This window comes from Glycomyces sp. NPDC047010, assembly GCF_040644205.1.
In the GTDB taxonomy this organism is placed as follows: domain Bacteria; phylum Actinomycetota; class Actinomycetes; order Mycobacteriales; family Micromonosporaceae; genus Glycomyces.
The window spans coordinates 314,602-333,884 of the sequence record NZ_JBEYVY010000007.1; the positions used below are offsets into that span (position 1 = coordinate 314,602).

18 protein-coding genes are annotated in these 19,283 nt (G+C 71.7%); 10 read left to right on the plus strand and 8 right to left on the minus strand.

Translation table 11 applies throughout. The features are described 5' to 3' along the window. Positions 1-3 precede the first annotated feature (3 nt). From AB0A65_RS16700 to AB0A65_RS16715, 4 genes are read right to left on the minus strand one after another with little or no spacing between them, the layout of a single operon-like run. Positions 4-666, minus strand: a complete 663-nt coding sequence (locus tag AB0A65_RS16700; RefSeq protein ID WP_359952138.1) for a hypothetical protein — start codon at positions 664-666, stop codon at positions 4-6. Then, the gene (locus tag AB0A65_RS16705; protein WP_359952139.1) at positions 663-1,517 is read right to left on the minus strand and encodes a carbohydrate ABC transporter permease; all 855 of its coding nucleotides are present in this window, start codon (positions 1,515-1,517) and stop codon (positions 663-665) included. The genes AB0A65_RS16700 and AB0A65_RS16705 overlap by 4 nt, the downstream gene beginning before the upstream one ends. Continuing rightward, complete coding sequence (locus AB0A65_RS16710; protein WP_359952140.1) at positions 1,514-2,458, minus strand: sugar ABC transporter permease; 945 nt, start codon at positions 2,456-2,458, stop codon at positions 1,514-1,516. Before AB0A65_RS16710 ends, AB0A65_RS16705 begins: the two co-directional genes overlap by 4 nt. After that, on the minus strand, positions 2,455-3,762 hold the full coding sequence (locus tag AB0A65_RS16715) for an extracellular solute-binding protein (RefSeq protein WP_359952141.1): 1,308 nt from the start codon (positions 3,760-3,762) through the stop codon (positions 2,455-2,457). The genes AB0A65_RS16710 and AB0A65_RS16715 overlap by 4 nt, the downstream gene beginning before the upstream one ends. Positions 3,763-4,092: 330 nt before the next feature. On the opposite strand from AB0A65_RS16715, the gene AB0A65_RS16720 reads away from it, so the two are divergent. The 6 genes from AB0A65_RS16720 to AB0A65_RS16745 all read left to right on the plus strand — a co-directional run bounded on the left by AB0A65_RS16720 (position 4,093) and on the right by AB0A65_RS16745 (position 11,003). Then, positions 4,093-5,082, plus strand: a complete 990-nt coding sequence (locus AB0A65_RS16720; RefSeq protein ID WP_359952142.1) for a hydroxyacid dehydrogenase — start codon at positions 4,093-4,095, stop codon at positions 5,080-5,082. A 15-nt stretch (positions 5,083-5,097) separates the two neighbouring features. Then, positions 5,098-6,150, plus strand: a complete 1,053-nt coding sequence (locus AB0A65_RS16725) for a LacI family DNA-binding transcriptional regulator (RefSeq protein WP_359952143.1) — start codon at positions 5,098-5,100, stop codon at positions 6,148-6,150. 120 nt (positions 6,151-6,270) lie between these two features. After that, on the plus strand, positions 6,271-7,896 hold the full coding sequence (locus tag AB0A65_RS16730; protein ID WP_359952144.1) for a DASS family sodium-coupled anion symporter: 1,626 nt from the start codon (positions 6,271-6,273) through the stop codon (positions 7,894-7,896). A gap of 110 nt (positions 7,897-8,006) precedes the next feature. Next, positions 8,007-8,891: a LysR family transcriptional regulator gene (locus AB0A65_RS16735; protein ID WP_359952145.1), complete on the plus strand. Its 885-nt coding sequence runs from the start codon at positions 8,007-8,009 to the stop codon at positions 8,889-8,891. Positions 8,892-8,989: 98 nt separating this feature from the next. Then, positions 8,990-10,054 (plus strand): tartrate dehydrogenase, encoded by a 1,065-nt coding sequence (locus AB0A65_RS16740; protein ID WP_359952146.1) that lies wholly within the window; start codon positions 8,990-8,992, stop codon positions 10,052-10,054. A gap of 28 nt (positions 10,055-10,082) precedes the next feature. Then, positions 10,083-11,003 carry an ROK family protein gene (locus AB0A65_RS16745; RefSeq protein WP_359952147.1) on the plus strand — a complete coding sequence of 307 codons (921 nt, stop codon included), beginning with the start codon at positions 10,083-10,085 and terminating at the stop codon, positions 11,001-11,003. On the opposite strand, the gene AB0A65_RS16750 is transcribed toward AB0A65_RS16745, so the two are convergent. From AB0A65_RS16750 to AB0A65_RS16760, 3 genes are all read right to left on the minus strand, one after another. Next, a complete protein-coding gene (locus AB0A65_RS16750; protein ID WP_359952148.1) occupies positions 11,000-11,497 on the minus strand; it encodes an anthrone oxygenase family protein in 498 nt (165 codons plus the stop codon). The genes AB0A65_RS16745 and AB0A65_RS16750 overlap by 4 nt on opposite strands. Before the next feature lie 26 nt (positions 11,498-11,523). Then, positions 11,524-12,936 carry a hypothetical protein gene (locus AB0A65_RS16755; protein WP_359952149.1) on the minus strand — a complete coding sequence of 471 codons (1,413 nt, stop codon included), beginning with the start codon at positions 12,934-12,936 and terminating at the stop codon, positions 11,524-11,526. Positions 12,937-13,081: 145 nt separating this feature from the next. Next, a complete protein-coding gene (locus AB0A65_RS16760; RefSeq protein ID WP_359952150.1) occupies positions 13,082-13,663 on the minus strand; it encodes a TetR/AcrR family transcriptional regulator in 582 nt (193 codons plus the stop codon). A 75-nt stretch (positions 13,664-13,738) separates the two neighbouring features. On the opposite strand from AB0A65_RS16760, the gene AB0A65_RS16765 reads away from it, so the two are divergent. Further along, entirely contained in the window at positions 13,739-14,401 is a 663-nt protein-coding gene (locus AB0A65_RS16765; protein ID WP_359952151.1) for a PaaI family thioesterase, read from the plus strand. On the opposite strand, the gene AB0A65_RS16770 is transcribed toward AB0A65_RS16765, so the two are convergent. Continuing rightward, on the minus strand, positions 14,398-15,075 hold the full coding sequence (locus AB0A65_RS16770; protein ID WP_359952152.1) for a GntR family transcriptional regulator: 678 nt from the start codon (positions 15,073-15,075) through the stop codon (positions 14,398-14,400). The genes AB0A65_RS16765 and AB0A65_RS16770 overlap by 4 nt on opposite strands. 171 nt (positions 15,076-15,246) lie before the next feature. Between AB0A65_RS16770 and AB0A65_RS16775 the strand changes: the two genes are divergently transcribed. Genes AB0A65_RS16775 through AB0A65_RS16785 form a run of 3 tightly spaced genes read left to right on the plus strand, consistent with a single transcriptional unit; the run spans position 15,247 to position 19,278 of the window. Further along, positions 15,247-16,407, plus strand: a complete 1,161-nt coding sequence (locus AB0A65_RS16775; RefSeq protein WP_359952153.1) for an extracellular solute-binding protein — start codon at positions 15,247-15,249, stop codon at positions 16,405-16,407. Then, positions 16,407-18,197 (plus strand): iron ABC transporter permease, encoded by a 1,791-nt coding sequence (locus AB0A65_RS16780; RefSeq protein ID WP_359952154.1) that lies wholly within the window; start codon positions 16,407-16,409, stop codon positions 18,195-18,197. Before AB0A65_RS16775 ends, AB0A65_RS16780 begins: the two co-directional genes overlap by 1 nt. Then, positions 18,190-19,278 carry an ABC transporter ATP-binding protein gene (locus tag AB0A65_RS16785; protein WP_359952155.1) on the plus strand — a complete coding sequence of 363 codons (1,089 nt, stop codon included), beginning with the start codon at positions 18,190-18,192 and terminating at the stop codon, positions 19,276-19,278. The genes AB0A65_RS16780 and AB0A65_RS16785 overlap by 8 nt, the downstream gene beginning before the upstream one ends. The last annotated feature ends 5 nt before the right edge of the window (positions 19,279-19,283 follow it).

Consider the following 19,283-nt stretch of genomic DNA (forward strand, 5'->3'; position numbering starts at 1 on the left):
GCGCTAGGCGACCTGCCGGTCGAAGCCGGTGGCGGCGTTGACGATCAGGACCGACCAGGCCGCGGCCGCGGGCGTGAACAGGGCGAGGTTGGGGCCGATCACCGGGACGAGGGCGGCTCCGTAGGCGAGGGCCGCGAGGGCGAGCCAGGCGACGGGGGCCTGCGGGCGGCGGGCCGCCGCGCGCAGGGCCGCGGTGAGGACCGCGAGGGCGGGGCCGTCGGCTCCGGCGAGGGACGCACTGGCGACGGCGATCAGGGACGCGAGGACGAGCGCGGCGGCCGCGCAGATCGCCGCGAACGCGAGGTCGCCGCCGCCGTACAGGACCGCGTTGTAGGCGAGGAGGAGTCCGAGGACGGCCGCGCCGGTCCAGATGCGCCACAGGCGGTTCCACCCTTGGGCCCAGGCGCGCCAGAAGGTGCGGAAGGGCGCGCCCGGGTAGCCCTCGGCGGCGAAGTCCCGCATGCACGACAGGGCCGCGTACAGGCCGGGCCCGGCCGGGAGGGCGGCGAGGGCGCCGGCCCAGAGGCCGAGGTGGGTGAGGCCGAGCTGCCCGGCCGCCGCGAACGGGACGGCGGTGGCCAGGAGCTGCACGGAGGTCGCGAACCACCAGAACACGCCGAGGAGCGTGCGCGAGAGCCGCGAGTCGTAGGCGAGCCAGGAGGTCATCCCTTCACCGCCCCGATGGACATGCCCTTGATGAAGTACCGCTGGAACGCCGCGAACAGGACCACCGAGGGGACGATCGCGAGGATCGCGCCGGTGTAGATCAGCTCCCACTGCGAGGTGAGGAGCCCGACCATGCGGCTGAGGGCGACGTTGATGGTGCCCGCCGAGGACGAGTCGAGGAAGACCAGGGGGATGAAGAAGTCGTTCCACAGCGACAGCGCCTGGATGATGACGAACGCGGAGGTCACGGGCAGGAGCATCGGGAAGACGATGTGCCAGAACGTGCGGAGCTTCCCGGCGCCGTCCACTTCGGCCGCCTCCTCGACCTCGCGCGGGACGCCCTTGATGAAGGAGCAGTACAGGAGGATGCCGAACGAGGCGGCGCCGCCGAGGTGGACGAGGATGACGCCGGTGAGCGTGGAGTAGAGGCCGACCTGGTTCATGGAGGAGACCAGCGGGATCATGCGGACCTGGAAGGGGATCATGAGCCCGGCGATGAACAGCAGGTAGAGCCAGCGCGAGGACCGGCCGCCGATCCGCTCGATGCCCCACGCGGCCATGGGGACGATCGCGATGAGGAGCACGAGGGTGCCGACGGTGATGACGAGGGTGTTGACGAGCGCCTCGCCGTAGTCGGTGTCCTGGAACAGGCGCGCGTAGTTCTCGAAGCTGAGGCCGGTCGGCAGGCCCATGGGGTCCTTGGTGATCTCGGCGTAGCTGCGGAAGGAGTTGAGCAGCGCGTACAGGACCGGGAAGGACACGGCGAGGACGAGCACGGACAGGACGGCCATGACGGCGACCTCTCCGGGGGTGAGGCGCCGCCTCTCCTTGCGGCGTTTGAGGGCGCTCATGCCTGGACCTCCCTGCTGCGCATGTACTTGTTGGCGAGCACCGTGGTCGCCATGACGACGATGAAGAGGACGATGGCGGCGGCCGAGCCGTACCCGGCGCGGTACTCGCCGAAGCCGACCTTGTAGATGAAGAACGCCATGGTCTCGGAGACGAATCCGGGCCCGCCCGCGGTGAGGACCATGACCTGGTCGAAGATCGTCCACCCGGCGATCATCATGAGGGTCATGTTGACGGTGACGGCCCCGGCGAGCATCGGCCAGGTGACGTACCGGAAGACCTGCCCGCGGGAGGCGCCGTCGATCTTCGCGGCCTCCACGAGGTCCTGCGGGACCGACTGGAGGTTCGCGAGGTAGATGAGGGTGGTGTTGCCGCCCAGGGTGAAGCAGATGATGAACAGCAGGACCCCGACGACGATCTCGTTGTCGCCGAGCCAGTCCATGGCGGCGTCGCCGAAGCCGAGGTCGCGCAGGATCGTGTTGACGGCCCCGAAGTTGAAGTTGAGCATGTACTTCCAGATCGTGGCGGCGATGAAGCCGCTGACGAGCGCGGGGAGGTACACGATGGTGCGGAAGAAGCCCTGCGCGTGGTGGAGCTTGTCGAGCAGGAGCGCGACGCCGAGGGCGATCGCGTTGACGATGACCGCGGAGCCGAGGCCGAGGATCAGGGTGTTCTTCGTGGCGTTCCAGAACCGGTCGCTGGAGAGGATGTCCTGGTAGTTCGCGAACCCGACGTACTCGTACGCGGGGTTGATGCCGTCCCAGTCGGTGAGGCTGAGCTGGATCGACTGGATCGAGGGCGCGATGACCATGAGCACGTAGACGATCAGCGCGGGCGCGATGAACAGGAGCATCACGGCCCGGTGGCGGGTGAGGCGCCGGGCGCGGGCGGGCGCCCGGCCGCCGGTGAGGGCGGCCGGGCGTTCGGCGAGCTGGGAGGTCACTCGTTCTCCGCCTGGTTGTCGAACTCCTCCTGGGACTTGGCGATGCACTCGTCGATGGTGGTCTGGCCGTCCTGCATCTCGATGCGCGCCTGCCGGAAGAACGTGTGGAAGGTGCTGAACCCGGCCCATGCGGTGGAGTTCTGGAAGAACTTGAGGTTGGGGTTCTCCAGGAGCGCGAAGTAGTCGCCCGCGCCGGGGATGGTGGAGTTGCGGACGATCTCGTCGGCGGCCTTGACGTTCGGTGCGATCATCCCGGCCTCCTCCATGAGGTTGCAGGCGTCCACGGAGTAGTAGAACTCCAGGAACTCGACGGCGGCGTCGTACTCCTTGCCGCCGTCCTCCTCGGCCTGCGAGGAGATCGCGAAGCCGGAGGCGGAGTCGCCGTTGACGTCGTCCTTGAGGACGTTGATGCCGCCGTCATCGGCGGGGATGCAGAAGATCCCGGCGTTGAAGTCGGGGTCGACCTTGTTGACGTCGTTGAGGCGCCCGATCCCGGCCGAGGAGGTGGACATGACGGCCTGGCGGTTGACCAGGAGGGTCGTGGTCTGGGCGTCCTGGGTGGACTGCCAGCCTTCGAGGACGTACTGGTCGGTGATGTCCTTGAGCCGCTGGAGGGGTTCGCGGAGGTCCTCGATCGAGGCGTCCCCGGCGCGCACGGCGTTCCAGAAGCCGCCGGCCTCGGAGTACTGGGCGAAGGTGGGGGCGGCGAGGGGCTTCCACAGCTGGTCGGAGGGCCAGATCTCGCCCGCGGCGGTCGCCAGGGGCGCGTCGCCGTTGCCTTTGATGGCGTCGAGGAGGGCGGTGAACTCGGCGTAGGTGGTGGGGACGGCGAGGCCGTGCTCGGCGAAGTAGTCCTTGTCGTAGACCATGTTGAAGCCGAGTTCGCCGTTGAGGGCGGTGGTGGGGACGATGTACACGTCGCCGTCCTCGGCCGGTGCGTAGACCTCGTCGTTGAGCAGGCCGGAGACGCTGTCGGGAATGGGGGCGAGCTTCCCGGCCTCCAGGTAGGTGAGGGTGTCGCGCATGTCGACGAGGGCGGGCCAGTTCCCGGTGGCGTCCATGGTCTTCATGGCGGTCGGGTAGTCGGTGCCCGCGGGCAGCGGGTCGAGTTCCACGACCGCGGTGGCGCTCTTGGCGTTGAACGCGTCGGCGACGGCCTTCGCGACCGAGTTCCACGTGTCGTCGCCGGTGGCGTAGAGGAACCGGATCGGGGTCTTGCCGCCGGTCGTGCCGCCGCCGGTGCCGCACCCGGCGAGCGCGAGCGGCACGGCGGCCGCGATCGAGAGACCCCCGGCGGACTGCATGAGCGAACGGCGTGAGAGTCCCCGCGCCGGCGTGGCCGACGAACGCGCCCTTGCGTTTCGCATGTCTTCTCCTTCAAGCGGTGAGAGGCTGTCGGGCATCGCGTAGATACCGCTATCTGCGATGCTAGGAGCAAGCGCTCGCGAACACAAGCCGACTTTGCCGAATCGTTACCGGAATCGGTCGATCAGATTGCCTGAGCACGAGAGAATGCAGGTCAAAGCCGAATGGGCCGGGCCGAGCGGCGGGTCGGGGGCGAGACTCGACAAGCAGGCGTTCGGCTCCTATGGTAGAAACCGATAACTGTTCTTCACGATTGAAGGAGCCCCCCGGTGGCCGATCGTCTGCCCGCGCTGTTCGCCATGGACCCCGTCCACCTGCCGCGGCTGTTCCCCGAGCCGCTCATGCGGCGGCTGCGGGCGGTGCTCGACATCGACCCGTCCCACGTGGCCGAGCGGTACGAGGGGTTCGCGCCGCTCGCCGACGCCGAGGTCGTCGTCTCCGGCTGGGGCGCACCGAAACTGGACACCGCCGCTTTGGACCGGGCGCCGCGGCTGCACACCGTGCTGCACGCCGCCGGGTCGGTGAAGCCGCTCGTGGCCGACGCCGGGTGGGAACGGCTCGCGGTCTCCTCCGCGGCGGACGCGAACGCGCTGCCGGTGGCGGAGTACACGCTCGCGGCGATCCTCCTGGCGGGCAAGGGGGTCTTCGCGCTGCGGGAGGCGTTCCGCGCCGACCGGTCGTTCGCGCTCGGCTACATCCACCCCGAGGTCGGGAACTTCGGCCGGACCGTGGGGATCGTGGGCGCGTCGCGGATCGGGCGGCGCGTCCTGGAGCTGCTGCGGCCCTTCGACTTCCGGGTGCTCCTCGCCGACCCCTATGCGGACCCCGCAGAGGACCTGGGCGCGGAGCTGGTGGACCTGGACCGGCTCGTGGCCGAGGCCGACATCGTGAGCCTCCACGCGCCCGACCTCCCTGAGACCGCCGGGCTCCTCGGCGCGGAGCGGTTCGCGGCCATGAAGGACGGCGCGGTCGTCGTCAACACCGCCCGCGGGCGCCTCGTGGACACGGATGCACTCGTAGCGGAGCTGGCGACGGGCCGGATCTCCGCGGTCCTCGACGTCACGCACCCCGAGCCCCTGCCGGTGGACTCGCCGCTGTTCGCGCTGCCCAACGTGTTCCTGACCCCGCACGTCGCCGGCTCCCAGGGCAACGAGCTGGCGCGCATGGGCCTGTACATCGTGGAGGAGGCCGAGCGGCTCGCCGCGGGCCGCCCGCTCGCGCACCTCGTGGACGGCGACCTACGCTGGCGCCAGGCGTAGAGACGGAGGCCCTTGGTGCCCAGACGGAGTGAGCCGGGGAAGCGCCCCACGCTGGCCGACGTGGCCGAGCGCGCGGGCGTCTCGGCCATGACCGTCTCCCGCGTCATCGCCGGGAACTACCCCGTCGCCCCGCCGACCCGCTCGAAGGTGCTGCGGGCCATGCGCGACCTCGACTACGTCGTCAACGCGCACGCCCGCGCGCTCGCCGGGGCGACCACCAAGACCGTGGCCCTGGTGCTGGACGACGCCACGGGACCGTTCTTCGCGTTCATCGCCCGCGGCGTCGAGCAGCAGGCCGCCTCCGAAGGGCGCCTGTGCCTCCTGTGCACCACGCACGGCGACCCCGAGCGCGAACTCGCGGTGGTGGAGCTGCTGCGCGAGCAGCGTGCCGAGGCTGTGATCCTCGTCGGCGGCGCCCAGGACACCGACACGTACACCGAGCGGATGGCGTACTTCGCCCGCGCCCTGGACAAGTCGGGCTCGCGCCTGGTCCTGTGCGGGCGCCCCTCCCCCGGCCCCGACGTGCCCGCCACGGTGGTCGAGTACGACAACGAGGGCGGCGCGTACGCGATGACCGCGTACCTCCTCGCCAACGGGCACCGCAAGATCGCCTACGTCGGCCGCGAGCCCGGCCTGTCCACCACCGACGAGCGCGTCCGGGGGTACCGGCGGGCGCACGCCGACCACGGTGTGGCCGTGGACGAAGCGCTCATCAGGCCCGGCACGTTCACGCGCGAGAGCGGCGCCGCCGTCACCGAGGCCCTGTGGGAGGAGCGCACCGACGCCACCGCGGTCTTCGCGGCCACCGACATGGTCGCCGCGGGCGTGCTCAAGGCCCTGCGCGGGCGCGGGGTCCGCGTCCCCGAGGACGTCTCGGTCGTCGGCTTCGACGACATCCCCCTGGCCTCGGATCTGACCCCGGCGCTGACGACGGTGCACGTGCCGCACGAGCAGCTGGGCCGCGAGGCCGTGCGCCTGGCGCTCCACAGGGGACCTGAAATCGAAGACCGGGTCGTGCTCGGCACGCACATCGTCGTCAGGGACTCGGCCGCGCCGCTGCGCCCCTGACCGCCGGTCCGTGGGACCGCAAGTCATAGGCCAAGCCTATTTGCCGCAAAGGATACGACTCTTGGACGTATCCCCTCCCGGGTGAGACAGTGACCACAGTCAATCCCTCAAGGAGGAGGCATGGCCTCGACAGCCGGGCGCGGAGCGGCAGCGCCCTCCGACACCCCTCGCACCGATGTGGACAAGGCCCTGCTGGGCGGCTCCACCTACCGCAGCCTCTCCGAACTCGGCTCGGGCGCCGAGGAGAAGTTCGAGAAGGGCCGGCGCCTCGTCGGCTGGTTCCTCGCGCCCCTCATCAGCCTCGTGTTCGGGTTCCTGCCCCTCGACATGCCCGGCGACCAGCAGACCCTCGCCGCGGTGCTCCTCGGCGTCGTCGTCCTGTGGATCTGCGAGCCGATCCCCATCCCCGTCGGCGGCCTCGTCGGCGTCGCCGCCATCGTGGTCCTCGGGGTCGCACCCGGCGACGACGTGCTGGCGCCCTTCGGGTCCACCACGATCTTCACGTTCATCGGCGCGTTTATTTTGGCCCAAGCCATGCTGAAGCACGGTGTGGCGCAGCGGATCGCGTACTTCGTGCTGGGCCTGCCCGGGGTCGGGCGGTCCACGTTCCGCACGATCATCGCGTTCGGCGTCATCACCTGCGCCCTGTCGGCGTTCATCTCCAACACCGCCACCGTCGCGATGCTCATGCCCACGGCCCTCGGCATCCTCGCCGTCATCGCCAAGCTCATGCAGGCGCAGGGGACCGTGCGGCCCGACTTCGACCCGATGCGCCTGCGCGTGGGCACCGCGCTCATGCTCATGCTCGCCTACGGCGCCTCGGTCGGCGGCCTCCTCACCCCCGTGGGCTCGCCGCCGAACCTGATCGGCCGGGGCCTCATCGAGGAGGCCACCGGGGAGCGGATCTCCTTCGGGCAGTGGATGCTCGCCGCGCTCCCGATCTGCCTCATCATGTTCGTAGTCCTCGCCGTCGTCCTGCTCCTGGTCAACAAGCCCGAGATCCGCCGCATCGAAGGCGTCGAGGAGTTCATCCGCGAGCGCCGCGCCGAGCAGGGCCGCATGTCCCGCGCCGAGAAGAACACCGTGATCGCCTTCGGCGTCACCGTCACGCTGTGGCTCATCCCCGCCGCGGTCGGCCTCATCTCGGGCACCGACTCCAGTGCGTACGCCACGATCAGCGACCGGCTCGACGAGGGCGTCGCCGCCGTCATCGGCGCCGCGCTCCTGTTCGTGCTCCCCGTCAACTGGTCCAAGCAGCAGGCGACCCTGACGTGGAAGGACGCCGCGAAGATCGACTGGGGCACGATCCTCCTGTTCGGCACCGGGATCATCTTCGGCGCCATGCTCTCCTCCACGGGCCTCGCCGAGACCATCGGCAACGGCGCCTCCGACGCCCTCGGCATCACCAGCGCGTTCGCGATCACCGCGTTCGCCGTGATCCTCGCGGTGCTCATCTCCGAGACCACGTCGAACACGGCGTCGGCGGCGGTCGTCGTGCCGATCATCATCCCGCTCGCCGCCGCGGCCGGGGTCGATCCGCTGGTGCCGGCGCTGGCGGCGACGTTCGCGGCCTCGCTCGGGTTCATGCTGCCGGTCTCGACCCCGCAGAACGCGATCGTCTACGGCACCGGCTGCGTGCCGATGACGAAGATGATCCGCTCGGGGATCACGTTCGACCTCATCGGCGCGGTCGTCATCATCGCGCTCATGCCGCTCATGGTCGTGTTCACCGGCATCGGAAGCTGAACGAACTAGCGCAAACCGGGCGCCCGCCCTAGACTCCGTGGAACGGTGTCCGGGACGGGCGCCCCACCCCTATATCCTATAGGATCTACGATTCAGCCGTCGGAGCCGCATTGGACGCACGCCAGCTCGGGTACTTCCTCGCCGTGGTCGACCACGGCGGCTTCGGGAAGGCCGCCGAGCAGATCCATATCGCGCAGCCGTCCCTCTCGCAGGCCATCGCGAACCTCGAACGGGGCCTCGGCGTCGAGCTGTTCCACCGGGTCGGGCGCGGCGTCGTCCTCTCCGACGCGGGGCGGCGCCTGGTCGAACCGGCCCGGCAGGTCCTGCGCGACCTGGAGACCGCCCGCGACGCGGCCCGGTCGGTGCGCGAGCTCGAACGCGGCCGCCTCGACATGGTCTCGATGCCCTCCCCCGGGATCGAGCCGCTCACCGCGATGCTCACCGAGTTCGTCGGGCGGCACCCGGGGATCACCGTGAACGTGGAGGGCGCGTTCACCGCCGACGAGGTCGTGGCCCACGTCAGGACCGGCGCGAGCGAGGTCGGGCTCCTCGGCTCGGCCGAGGACCTGCGCACCGCGGAGCTCCGCGTCGTGCCCGTCGAGAGCCAGCCGCTCGTGCTCATCTCCCCGCCCGCCGCGGGCCTGCCCGCGGGCGGCACGGTCCGCCGCGAGGACTTCCGGGGCCTGCGCCTCATCGCCTCCCAGCGCGGGAGCATCATGCGCCGCTTCGTGGACGACCTCCTCGCCGACGTCGACGGCGTGCACCTCGCGGCCGAGATCGCCCACAGGACTTCGATCCTGCCGCTGGTCCTGGCCGGGTTCGGGCACGCCGTCATGCCCGCGTCGTGGACGCCGCTCGCCGAGCGCACCGGCGCCGAGGTGCGGCGGATCGAGCCCGCGTGGCACCTGCACGTGGCGCTGGTGTGCCGCCCCGACGGCCTCTCCCCCGCCGCCAGCGCGTTCACGGCGATGGCCGAGGCGTGGGGCGACCGATAGGGCCTCCCGATGGGCGCCATCGCGAACCGGTCTTGGACGCGGCGGCGTGACCGGGTGTTGACTCGACTGCGAATCGTCACCGGCACGAAGGAGCAGCCATGGATCGGTCCCTGCGCATCGCCGCCATCCCCGCCGACGGCATCGGACGGGAGGTGGTGGCCGCGGGGAAGGCGGTCCTCGACGAGCTCCAGGCCGAGGGCCGGTTCTCCCTGGAGTGGGAGGAGTTCCCCTGGGGCTCCGACTACTACGCCGAGCACGGCCGCATGATGCCCGAGGACGGCTTGGAGGTCCTCAAGGGCTTCGACGCGATCTACTTCGGGGCGGTCGGGTGGCCCACGGTGCCCGACCACGTGAGCCTGTGGGGGCTGCGGCTGCGGATCTGCCAGGGCTTCGACCAGTGGGCGAACGTGCGGCCCGTCCACTTCCTGCCCGGCGTCGTGAGTCCGCTGCGCAAGGCCGACGACACGGACCTGGACTGGGTGGTGGTGCGGGAGAACTCCGAGGGCGAGTACGCCGGGATCGGGGGCCGCAACCTCGCCTCCCGCGGCGAGGGCGCCGAGGTGGCGATCCAGTCGGCGCTGTTCACCGCCGCCGGGTGCGAGCGGATCATGCGCTTCGCGTTCGACCTGGCGCGCACCAGGACCCGCCGGAAGGTCTCCAGCGTCACCAAGAGCAACGCGCAACAGTACGGGATGGTCCTGTGGGACGACGTGTTCCGCCGCGTGGCCGCCGACTACCCCGACGTGGAGACCGAGAGCGTCCTCGTGGACGCGATGGCCGCGAAGTTCGTCCTCCACCCCGAGGACCTGAGCGTGGTGGTGGCCTCGAACCTGAACGCGGACATCCTCTCCGACCTCGGCTCGGCCCTCGCCGGGAGCCTCGGCCTGGCCGCCAGCGCGAACCTCAACCCCGAGGGCCGGTTCCCGTCGATGTTCGAGCCGGTCCACGGCTCGGCCCCGGACATCGCCGGGCAGGGGGCCGCGAACCCGGTGGGCGCCATCGGGAGCGCCGCGCTCATGCTCGCGCACCTGGGGCTGCCGGAGGAGGCGGCGCGGATCGAGCGGGCGGTCGAGGCGGCGTCGGCCGCAGGCGTGCGCACCCGCGACGTCGGGGGCACTGCCACGACCGACGAGGTGACGGCGGCGATCACCGCGCGTCTGTGAGGCGTGACCCCTCGGTAGGCTTCGCGGCATGAACGTGACGATGGCGCTCGACCTGGGCGGCACCAAGGTGGAGGCCGCACTCGTGCGGGCGGACGGGACCGTGGTCGAGGGGACCCGCTCGCGGGCGGCGACCGGTGCGGCCGCGGCGGCCGGCCGGGCCGCCGGCGAGCGGGCGATCGAGCAGGTCGTGCGCCACTGCATGGCCGCTCCGGAGTGGGCGCGGGTCGCGGGGGCCGGGATCGGGTCGGCGGGTCCGGTGGACCTGGACGCGGGCACGATCGGGCCGATCAACCTGCCTGCGATGCAGGGCTTCGGGATCACCGGGTTCGTGGCGGGCGTGAGCGGCCTCGACGAGGTGTCGCTGCGGCTGGACGGGACGTGCATCGCGCTGGCGGAGTCGTGGCTGGGCGCGGCTCGCGGGGTGCGGAACGCGCTGGTCATGGTCGTGTCCACGGGTGTGGGCGGGGGCGTGGTGAGCGACGGGCGGATCGTCTCGGGCGGCGGCGGGAACGCGGGCCACATCGGGCAGCTGGTGGTGGACCGGGTCGAGTCCTCGGCGCACGACGCGACGGTGGAGGGGATCGCCTCGGGGCCGAACACGGTGCGCTGGGCGCAGGGCCGGGGCTGGGACGGCGGGACGGGCGAGGACTTGGCGCGCGACTACGCGGCGGGGGTGCCCGTGGCGGTGGCGGCGGTGCGCCGGTCGGCGCGGGCGGTGGGCCTGGGCCTGGTGAACGCGGCGACGCTGCTGGACCTGGAGGTCGCGGTGATCGGCGGGGGCTTCTCGTTCGTGGCCGACGACTACCCGGACCTGGTGGCCGCGGCGGTGCGCGAGCACGCGGTGAACGCGTACGCGGCGGACTTGAAGGTGGTGCGGGCCGAGCTCGGCGGGGACGCGCCGCTGATCGGCGCGGCGGCTCTGGTCCACCGCGCCGACCTCTTGTCCTAGGCGTTCAGTCCCGTGGTGTAGAGCGCGCCTGCGAGGGCGGCGAGGCCCAGGAGGGCCGCGACGCCGCGCACGTGGTTCCACTGGATCCAGGTCGCCTCGACCTCGCCGCGGAGCGCGGCGGGGTCGGTGATGGCGGCCGGGTCCCCGGCGGCTTCGAGGCGGTCGTTGAGGGGGACGTTCTTCGCGATGGTGCCGACGAACATGACGAGGTTGCACACGAGACCCGCGATCGTCCACGGCAGTGCGGAGCGGTCGTCCTGGAAGAAGCCCAGGATGACCGCGGCGAGCGCGAACACGACGGAGCCGAGGAACGCGGTCATGAAGCGGCCGTTGAGGATGACGCGGTTGATGTGCTGGAGTGCGCTGATCCAGGCGCGGTCGTCGAGGATCTTGATCCCGGGCATCACCGAGTACGAGTACCCGGTGAACAGCCCGGCCATGAGCCCCGCGCTGAGCAGGGCGGCGATGAGGGCGATGAGGTGCAGCAGTGCCATGAGGGTCCTCCGGTAGGTCAGGGCCGTCAGGCCGGGGGCGTCACCCGGGCGATCCGGATGGAGCCGTCGCCCGCCGCCGGGTAGGCGGCGCTGCCGTCAGGATAAGCCTTGAACGCCTGGTAGTCGTGATCCGGGACGCCGATCGCGAAGGGCTCCCCGACGGGCCCGCCCTCCGTGTCGCGGACCTGCGCCTTCATGCCGTCTCCGGACCCCCACGCGAGGAGCAGGCCGTCGCCGTAGGCGACGAGGTGCGGGTGGCCCGTGTCGACGCCGGTGTCCACGGTGGCGTCGGAAGGCCCGTCGGTGAAGTGCTCCAGGCGGGCCTGTCCCCCTTGGCTCCAGGCGGTCCAGTAGCCGCCGCCGACGGCGACGAGGTCGCCGCCGAAGAGGCTCCCGTCGCACTCGCCCGCGGCGACGGTGGTGTACGCGGGCACGGCGATGCGGCACTGGTTGTCGGTGGCGCAGACCATGCCGAACTCGTCGCGGTCGGCGTTCCAGGCGATGCGGGTGGTCCAGGAGTGGCTGCACCCCACGGCGAACGCGTCGGAGTGGTCGGCGAGGTTCCCGTCCGAGTCGACGACCTGCATGCGGTCGCCCTGGTGGATGTCGACGCAGCCGCCGTTGGCGACGGTGATGGCGACGCCGAAGTACGCGGCGGTGTTGCTGCCGTCGGAGGCGAGGCGGCCGTGGTGCTGGTACCACCACACGAAGCGGGCGCCGTCGTCGTAGCCGGAGCGGTCGTCGTTGAGGTTGGTGACCTGGCGGTCCCAGACTTGGGCGCCCGCGTTGTCGAAGCGCACCATGTGCATCGTGCGGCAGGGGCTGGACTCGCCGCCGCACAGGGGGCCGTCGCCGCAGTCGCCCTCGCGGGTGACGAGGACGGTGACGCCGTCGGCGTCGGCGATGACGTCCTGGAGGTCGACGCCTTCGAGGTCGAAGGCGTCCCCGTCGATCGCGTCGTCGCAGTCGAGGCGGGCGAGGTGGATGCGGTCGTCGGTGCCGTCCCAGGCGAGCCAGGACCGGCCGTCGGGGGTGGCGGCGAGGGCCGCGGGGAGCGGGTCGGTGTCGCCCTCCCCGCCGGCGCCGATCACGTTCGCGTCCACTTCGGTCACGGTGACGTCGGGTCCGGCCGCGGGGGCGCGGTCGCACATGCCGTCGCCCGCCGGGGCGGCGCTGCTCGCCGGTTCGGTCGGGGACGGTGAGGGGGACGGCGAGGCGCTGGTCTCGACTGCGGCCGTGGACGGTCCCGCGGTGGGCTCGGCGCCGTCGGTGCCGTCGCCCGCGCCGGTGCCGCCGCCGGTCATGGCGATGGCCGCGCCGATCGTGGTGGCCGCGATCAGGCCGATCGCGGTGCCGCCCACGATGAGCACGCGGCGCCAGTTCGTCATCGGGGGCATCCGGTGCGCGTGGATGCTCGATCGGGGTGAAGGTCTACTCATTGCCGGTTTCGTCCTTCAGACGGCCGCCACCGCGCACGCGCGGGCGGCGGCAAAGGGTCGTGGGCTCCGACCCTACCGACCCTTGTGAGCGGTCAACACCGAGGTCGGCGAGTTGCACCGAAATGGACGGACCGGTGACGTTCCGCTACGGGACCGCGGCTTCCACGAGCGCTTCGAGGCGTCGGGCGACCCGGTCGAGCGGCTCGGTGGACTGCTTGGCGCGGCACATCGCCACGGTCCCCTCGACGGCGGCGACGGCGAGGGTGGCGAGGTCGCGGGCCTCCTCGGGGTCGGCGCCGTGGGCTTCGAGGGACTCGGCGAACAGCCGCTCCCACCGGTCGAAGGCCGCGGCGGCGGCGCGCAGCGCGGGCGGGAACTCGTCCTCGGGGGGCTCCTCGACGGCGACGGCGAGCACGGGGCAGCCGGTGCGGAACCCGCTGTCGACCACGATGTCCCGCCAGCGCTTGAGGTAGGCGGCGAGGCCCGCGGCGGGCCCGGCGTCCATGGCGGCGCGCATGTGCCGTTCGACGGAGGCGGCGGCGTACTGGACGGCCTCGGTCGCCAGCTGGGCCTTGCCGTCCGGGAAGTAGTGGTAGGTGGAGCCGAGGGGCGCGTTGGCGTGCCGGGCGGTCTCGCGGATGCTGGCGGCGCTGAGGCCGCGGCGGGCGATGAGGTCGGCGGCCCCGGCGACGATGCGCTCGCGGGAGGGCGGGTCGGCGCGCGTCACGGTCGGCCTCCGTTCACGGTCTCGTGGTAACCTGGCCACCGATTATAACGGTCGTCATATACAGGAGGAGCGGGGATGTCCAGCGAGGACCTCGAACTGCGGCGCAAGGCGGTCGCCGAGCTCGGGCGCGAGATGCGGGCGCTCGTGGAGACCGTGTCGCGCACCGAGACCCCCACGGAGGTCCTGGAGGAGCTGGCGGGCGAGGTCAAGCGGCTCGAAGCGCGGTTCACGGGGCGGCGGCGCGAGCGCGCGGAGGTCCCTGACGTCGACGTGTTCCCGTTCGGGCTGCGCATGTACTCCCCCGCGGCCGGGCACGGCAGCCCGATCGCGCCGCCGATGGACATCGAGGAGACCGACAAGGACGGCATGGTCGGGCGGTGCGTCCTCGGGGTGGTCCACGAGGGCCCGCCCGGGTACGCGCACGGGGGCCTGAGCGCGATGCTCCTGGACGAGCTGATGGGCTGGGCGTGCGCGGCGAAGGGCCTGCCCGCCATGACGATCGGGCTCGACGTGCGGTACCAGCGGCCGGTGCCGGTGGAGATGCCGCTGCTGCTCAAGGCGCGGGTGACCGGGGTCGAGGGCCGCAAGATCACCGTGGCCGGGAGCGTGTGCCCCGAGCTGGACCCCGAGACGATCCTGGTGGCGGCCGAGGGCCGCTTCGTGGCCCCGGACCTGGACCGGGCGCGGTCGCTGTTCCCGAAGGCGGGCACGTACGGGACGTTCCCGGACGCGTCCTAGACGGCGGCGGGCCGGGCGCCGAGGCGGGAGGCCGCGGTCGCACCCAGGCTCGTGTCGATGTGGCGGCGCATGACCGCGGCGGCGCCGTCGACGTCCCCGGCGACGATGCAGTCGAGGAGCTCGCGGTGCTCGCCGTCCTTCTGGTCGCGGTCGGCCTGCGAGCGGCGGGCCTCCAGGCCTAGGCGCCGGTAGCGGTCGGCCTTGTCCCACAGGGCGTCGAGCGTGGTGACGAGCAGGTCGTTGTGGGAGGCGCGGTAGACCGCGGCGTGGAAGCGGCGGTGCGCCACCAGGTCCGGGACGCTCGGGTCGTCGGGGAGCGCGTGGACCTGCTGCGCGGCTTCGCGGATGAGGCGGATGTCCTCGGTGGTGCGGCGCTCGGCGGCGAGCGAGGCCGCGAGCGGGTCGAGCGAGCGGCGGATCTCCAGGAGGTCGCGGGCCTCCTCGGCCGTCAGGGGCGAGACGCGGGAGTCGCGGTGCGTGCCGAGGTCCACCAGGCCCTCGGCGCTGAGGCGGCGCAGGGCCTCGCGCAGCGGCGTGGTGCTGACGCCGATCGCGGGGGCGAGCACGGCCTGGTTGAGCACCTGCCCGGGGGCGAGCTCGCCGGAGAGGATCTGCTCGCGCAGGACCTGGTACGCGAACTCGCTCTTCGTCGCCGCCGGCAAGGGCTGGATCATCTGTCCTCCTCTGATGGAGGTTATAGCCTACCCTGCGTCGGCGAACGGCGTGTGCCCGCGGGACGAGCGGGGATTTCGAGAAAAGCGCGGTAGCGGGTTTGACAGCCAGAGATTATAACCTATAACCTTCGGCTGTCACTGACGACACGACCCCGCAAAGGAGCGGCAGCGATGTCCACTCGACCCCTTCCCCCCGCACTGACCAGGCGGGGCCTCCTCGGCGCCGCCGCCGTCGGCGCCGCGGGCGCGCTCGCCGCCTGCGGCGAGGACGAGAGCCCCTTGCCCGCCAACGAGATCGACGCCGAGACCGTCCCCGACTACTACCCGGCCGAGTACGCCGACATCCTCGCCGCCTCCAAGGAGGAGGGCGGCGAGCTGGAGATCTACTCCAACACCGACCAGGAGAACTGGGCGCCGATCCTCCGCGACTTCCAGAAGAAGTACCCGTGGGTCGAGAAGGTCAACGCCTCCAACCTCGACAGCGACGAGGTCTTCCAGCGCATCCTCTCCGAGCAGGCCACCAACGGCTCCCCCGCCGACCTCGTCGTCTCCAACGCCGCCCAGGCGTGGGCCGAGTACGCCGGCGGCGAGGGCCGCCTCCTCGCCCACGACTCCCCCGAGCTCGCGCACCTCCCCGGGTTCGCGCTGCTCCTGCCGAACGTCTACGCCATGTCCGTCGACCCGCAGACCATCGCCTACAACACCTCGCTCATGCCCGAGGCGCCCACCGGCATCGGCCACCTCGCCGAGCTCGTCGCCGCCGACACCGGCCTGTTCGAGGACAAGCTGACCTCCCGCGACGTCGGCGGCGCCTTCGGGTTCACCGTCTCCCGCGCCTTCACCGAGCACGTCCCCGACGCCTGGGAGCACCTGGAGACCCTGCTGCCGCTGGCCCGCCCCGAGACCTCCTCGGGCACCCAGAACGAGAAGATCCTCGCCGGGGAGTACCTCGCGGGGTTCTTCATCAGCGCCGCCCCCGCCAACCCCGTCGTCGCCGACTCCGGCGGCCTCTTCGAGATCGTGTTCCCCCAGGACGGCACCGTGCTGCTCCCCCGGGGCATCGGTATCGCCCACGGCGCGCCGCACCCGAACACCGCGCGCCTGTTCGTGGACTTCCTGCTCTCCGAGGAGGGCCAGCGGGCCGTCGCCGAAGGCGGCCTCGCGTCCTACCGCGACAGCGTCGAGCAGGTCGAGGGCCTGCACACCTACCAGGAGGTCGTGGACGCCGTCGGCGAGGACGCGATCATCTTCGCGCCCTACGAGCTCGTAGACGAGGCCGAGGTCGACGAGTTCACCGGCCGCTGGAACGGCCTGCTGGAAGGCGGCAGCTGATGACGGCCACCGCAGCGCCCCCCGCGCCGCCCCCGCAGGCCGAGGAGGTCGGGCGCCTGCCCCGGCGCCGCCGCCCCTTCGGGATGGGCCGCGAGCACGCCGTCTACTGGATCGTCCTCGTGGTCGTGGCCCTGTTCACGCTCGCCCCGGTCGTCCCCACGCTCATCCAGTCCCTCATGGACCGCCCCCTGTACGAGGCCGGGGGCCTGTTCACCGCCGACAACTACGCGCGGCTGTTCACCGAGGCCGGGTTCGGGCGGGTCGCCCTGAACACGGCCCTGTTCTCGGCGCTCACCACCGTGCTGGCGCTGGCGTTCGCGGTCCCGATGGCCGTGGTCGTGGTGCGCACCAAGCTGCCGGGCGGGCGGGTGTTCGCCGCGGCCATGCAGTGGCCGTTCTTCATCTCCTCGCTGATCCTCGGCTTCGGGTGGATCGCGATGTACGGCCCGGCCGGGTTCGTCTCGGTGTGGGTGCGGGACCTGGTGGGGACCGTCCCGTGGGACCTGTACTCGATCCCGGGCATGGCGCTGACGGAGGCGGTGGCGCTCGCGCCGATCGCGTACGTGTTCTGCGCCAACGCACTCCGCAACTCGGACGCCTCCCTGGAGTCGGCCGCGCAGGTGTGCGGGGCCCGGCCGCTGCGCGTCCTGTTCTCCGTGGTCATCCCGATGCTGCGCCCGCCCATGGTGTACTCGGCGATCCTGGTGTTCTCCGTGTCCCTTGAGACGCTGAGCATCCCGCTGATCTACGGGCAGCCGGTGGGCATCGAGGTGTTCTCGACGTTCCTGTACCACCACGGCCTCAAGTCGATCAACCCCGACTACGGCGTGATGGGCGCGGCCTCGGTCGTGATCCTCGTCCTCACCGTGGCCGCAGTCGTGGTGCAGGCGAAGCTCCTGCGCAACGCCCAGCGGTTCGTCTCGGTGCGCGGCAAGGCGACGCGCCCGCGGCGCCTCGACATCGGCGGCCTCAAATGGGTCGCGGCCGCGTTCATCGCCGTGTACCTGGTGTTCGGGGCGCTCATCCCCATCGGCGGGCTCGTGTTCCGCTCGTTCACGCTGGTGTTCACCCCGCTCCAGTCGCCGCTGAAGACGCTCACGATCGAGAACTACGAGCGGATCTTCTCGTTCGCCTCGTACGTCCAGTCGATCACCAACTCGCTCATCGTCTCCGCGGTCGGCGCCATCGCCGTCAGCGTCCTCGCCACGGCCGCGGTGATGGTCGCGAAGCGCTCCACGTTCCGCTTCGGGCGGGCCGTGGAGTTCCTGTCGCTCGCACCGCAGGCCATGCCCGGGATCATCGTCGGCATCGGCATGTTCTGGGCCTTCGCATACCTGCCATTCGGCCTCGGCGGCCTCGTGCAGGGCACCCTGTTCGCGGTCATCGTCGGCTTCTCGGTGCGGGCCCTGCCCAGCGCGTTCGGCTCGGTCGCCCCGGCGGCCATGCAGATCGGCACCGAGCTCGACAACGCGGCCCGCGTCTCGGGCGCGGACTGGCTGCGCACCTTCTGGAGCGTCCTCGCCCGCCTGGTCACGCCCGCGTTCGCGGGGGCGCTGATCCTCACCTTCGTCATCATCCTCAAGGAGTACTCGCCCGCGGTGTTCCTCGCCTCGGCCGAGTCGAACGTCATCGGCACCACGATGCTGGAGCTGTGGAAGCAGGGCAACACCGGCTCGGTGGCCGCCCTCGCCACGCTCCAGATCGCGATCACCGTGGCCTTCGTCGGCCTCGCGGGACTCCTCATGCGCAGCAGAGCAACTGAACCTTCCAAGGAGGACGACCATGCCTGACGTCCGGATCACGAACCTGGTCAAGCGGTTCGGCGAGACCACCGTCCTCGAAGGGGTCGACGCGGTCGTCGCCGACGGCGAGTTCTTCACGCTCCTGGGCCCCTCGGGGTGCGGGAAGTCCACCACCCTCAACTGCGTCGCGGGCCTGGAGCGGCCCTCGGGCGGAACGATCAGCGTGGGCGGCACCGTGTTCGTCGGCGACGGCGTGTTCCTCCAGCCCGAGGAGCGCAACCTCGGCATGGTGTTCCAGTCGTACGCGCTGTGGCCGCACAAGACCATCGCCGAGAACCTCGCACTCCCGTTGAAGCTGCGGAAGGTCGGCCGCTCCGAGCGGGACCGGCGCATCGCCGAGGCCCTCGCGAAAGTGGACCTGGGGCACCTCGCGGGCCGGTACCCGCACCAGCTCTCCGGCGGCCAGCAGCAGCGCGTCGCCCTCGCGCGGGCGCTCGTCTACTCCCCGTCGGTGCTCCTGCTCGACGAGCCGCTGTCCAACCTGGACGCGAAGCTCAGGGAGCAGGCTCGCGCCTGGCTCAAGAAGCTCCAGGCGGACCTGGGCATCACCACCGTGTACGTGACGCACGACCAGGAGGAGGCGCTCGCGCTCTCCGACCGGATCGCCGTCATGTCCGAGGGCCGCATGACGCAGGTCGGCACCCCCGTCGAGATCTATGAGACCCCCGCGGCCGCCGAAGTGGCCGCGTTCGTGGGCCGCTGCAACTTCCTCCCCGGGCGCGTCGCGGCCCGCACGGACGGCCTGGTCGAAGTGGACCTGGACGGCGCGGGCACCGTGCGCGTCGCCTCCGGTCTCCAAGCGCGCGAAGGCGACGCGGTCACCGTGGCCGTGCGGCCCGAGCGCCTGGAGGCCGTCCCCGCCGGGACCGCGGCCACGGGCGCGAACGCGCTCCGCGCCGCCGTCGTCACCGGCTCCTACGTCGGCTCCCGCTACGAGTACCTGTTCCAGGTCGGCGACCGGACCGTCCAGGTCGACAGCGCCCGCGCCCGCCTCGGCGGCGAAGCGGACCTCCTGTTCGGCCCCGAGGACGCGCTCCTGTACGCCGACCCGGTCCCCGCCGCCCAGTAACTCCC

Coding starts and splice junctions, on each gene's coding strand:
- AB0A65_RS16785 (WP_359952155.1), top strand. CDS start 18,190: ATGCCTGACGTCCGGATCACGAACCTGGTCAAGCGGTTCGGCGAGACC.
- AB0A65_RS16730 (WP_359952144.1), top strand. CDS start 6,271: ATGGCCTCGACAGCCGGGCGCGGAGCGGCAGCGCCCTCCGACACCCCT.
- AB0A65_RS16715 (WP_359952141.1), bottom strand. CDS start 3,762: ATGCAGTCCGCCGGGGGTCTCTCGATCGCGGCCGCCGTGCCGCTCGCG.
- AB0A65_RS16700 (WP_359952138.1), bottom strand. CDS start 666: ATGACCTCCTGGCTCGCCTACGACTCGCGGCTCTCGCGCACGCTCCTC.
- AB0A65_RS16780 (WP_359952154.1), top strand. CDS start 16,407: ATGACGGCCACCGCAGCGCCCCCCGCGCCGCCCCCGCAGGCCGAGGAG.
- AB0A65_RS16750 (WP_359952148.1), bottom strand. CDS start 11,497: ATGGCACTGCTGCACCTCATCGCCCTCATCGCCGCCCTGCTCAGCGCG.
- AB0A65_RS16765 (WP_359952151.1), top strand. CDS start 13,739: ATGTCCAGCGAGGACCTCGAACTGCGGCGCAAGGCGGTCGCCGAGCTC.
- AB0A65_RS16770 (WP_359952152.1), bottom strand. CDS start 15,075: ATGATCCAGCCCTTGCCGGCGGCGACGAAGAGCGAGTTCGCGTACCAG.
- AB0A65_RS16775 (WP_359952153.1), top strand. CDS start 15,247: ATGTCCACTCGACCCCTTCCCCCCGCACTGACCAGGCGGGGCCTCCTC.
- AB0A65_RS16705 (WP_359952139.1), bottom strand. CDS start 1,517: ATGAGCGCCCTCAAACGCCGCAAGGAGAGGCGGCGCCTCACCCCCGGA.
- AB0A65_RS16745 (WP_359952147.1), top strand. CDS start 10,083: ATGAACGTGACGATGGCGCTCGACCTGGGCGGCACCAAGGTGGAGGCC.
- AB0A65_RS16755 (WP_359952149.1), bottom strand. CDS start 12,936: ATGAGTAGACCTTCACCCCGATCGAGCATCCACGCGCACCGGATGCCC.
- AB0A65_RS16740 (WP_359952146.1), top strand. CDS start 8,990: ATGGATCGGTCCCTGCGCATCGCCGCCATCCCCGCCGACGGCATCGGA.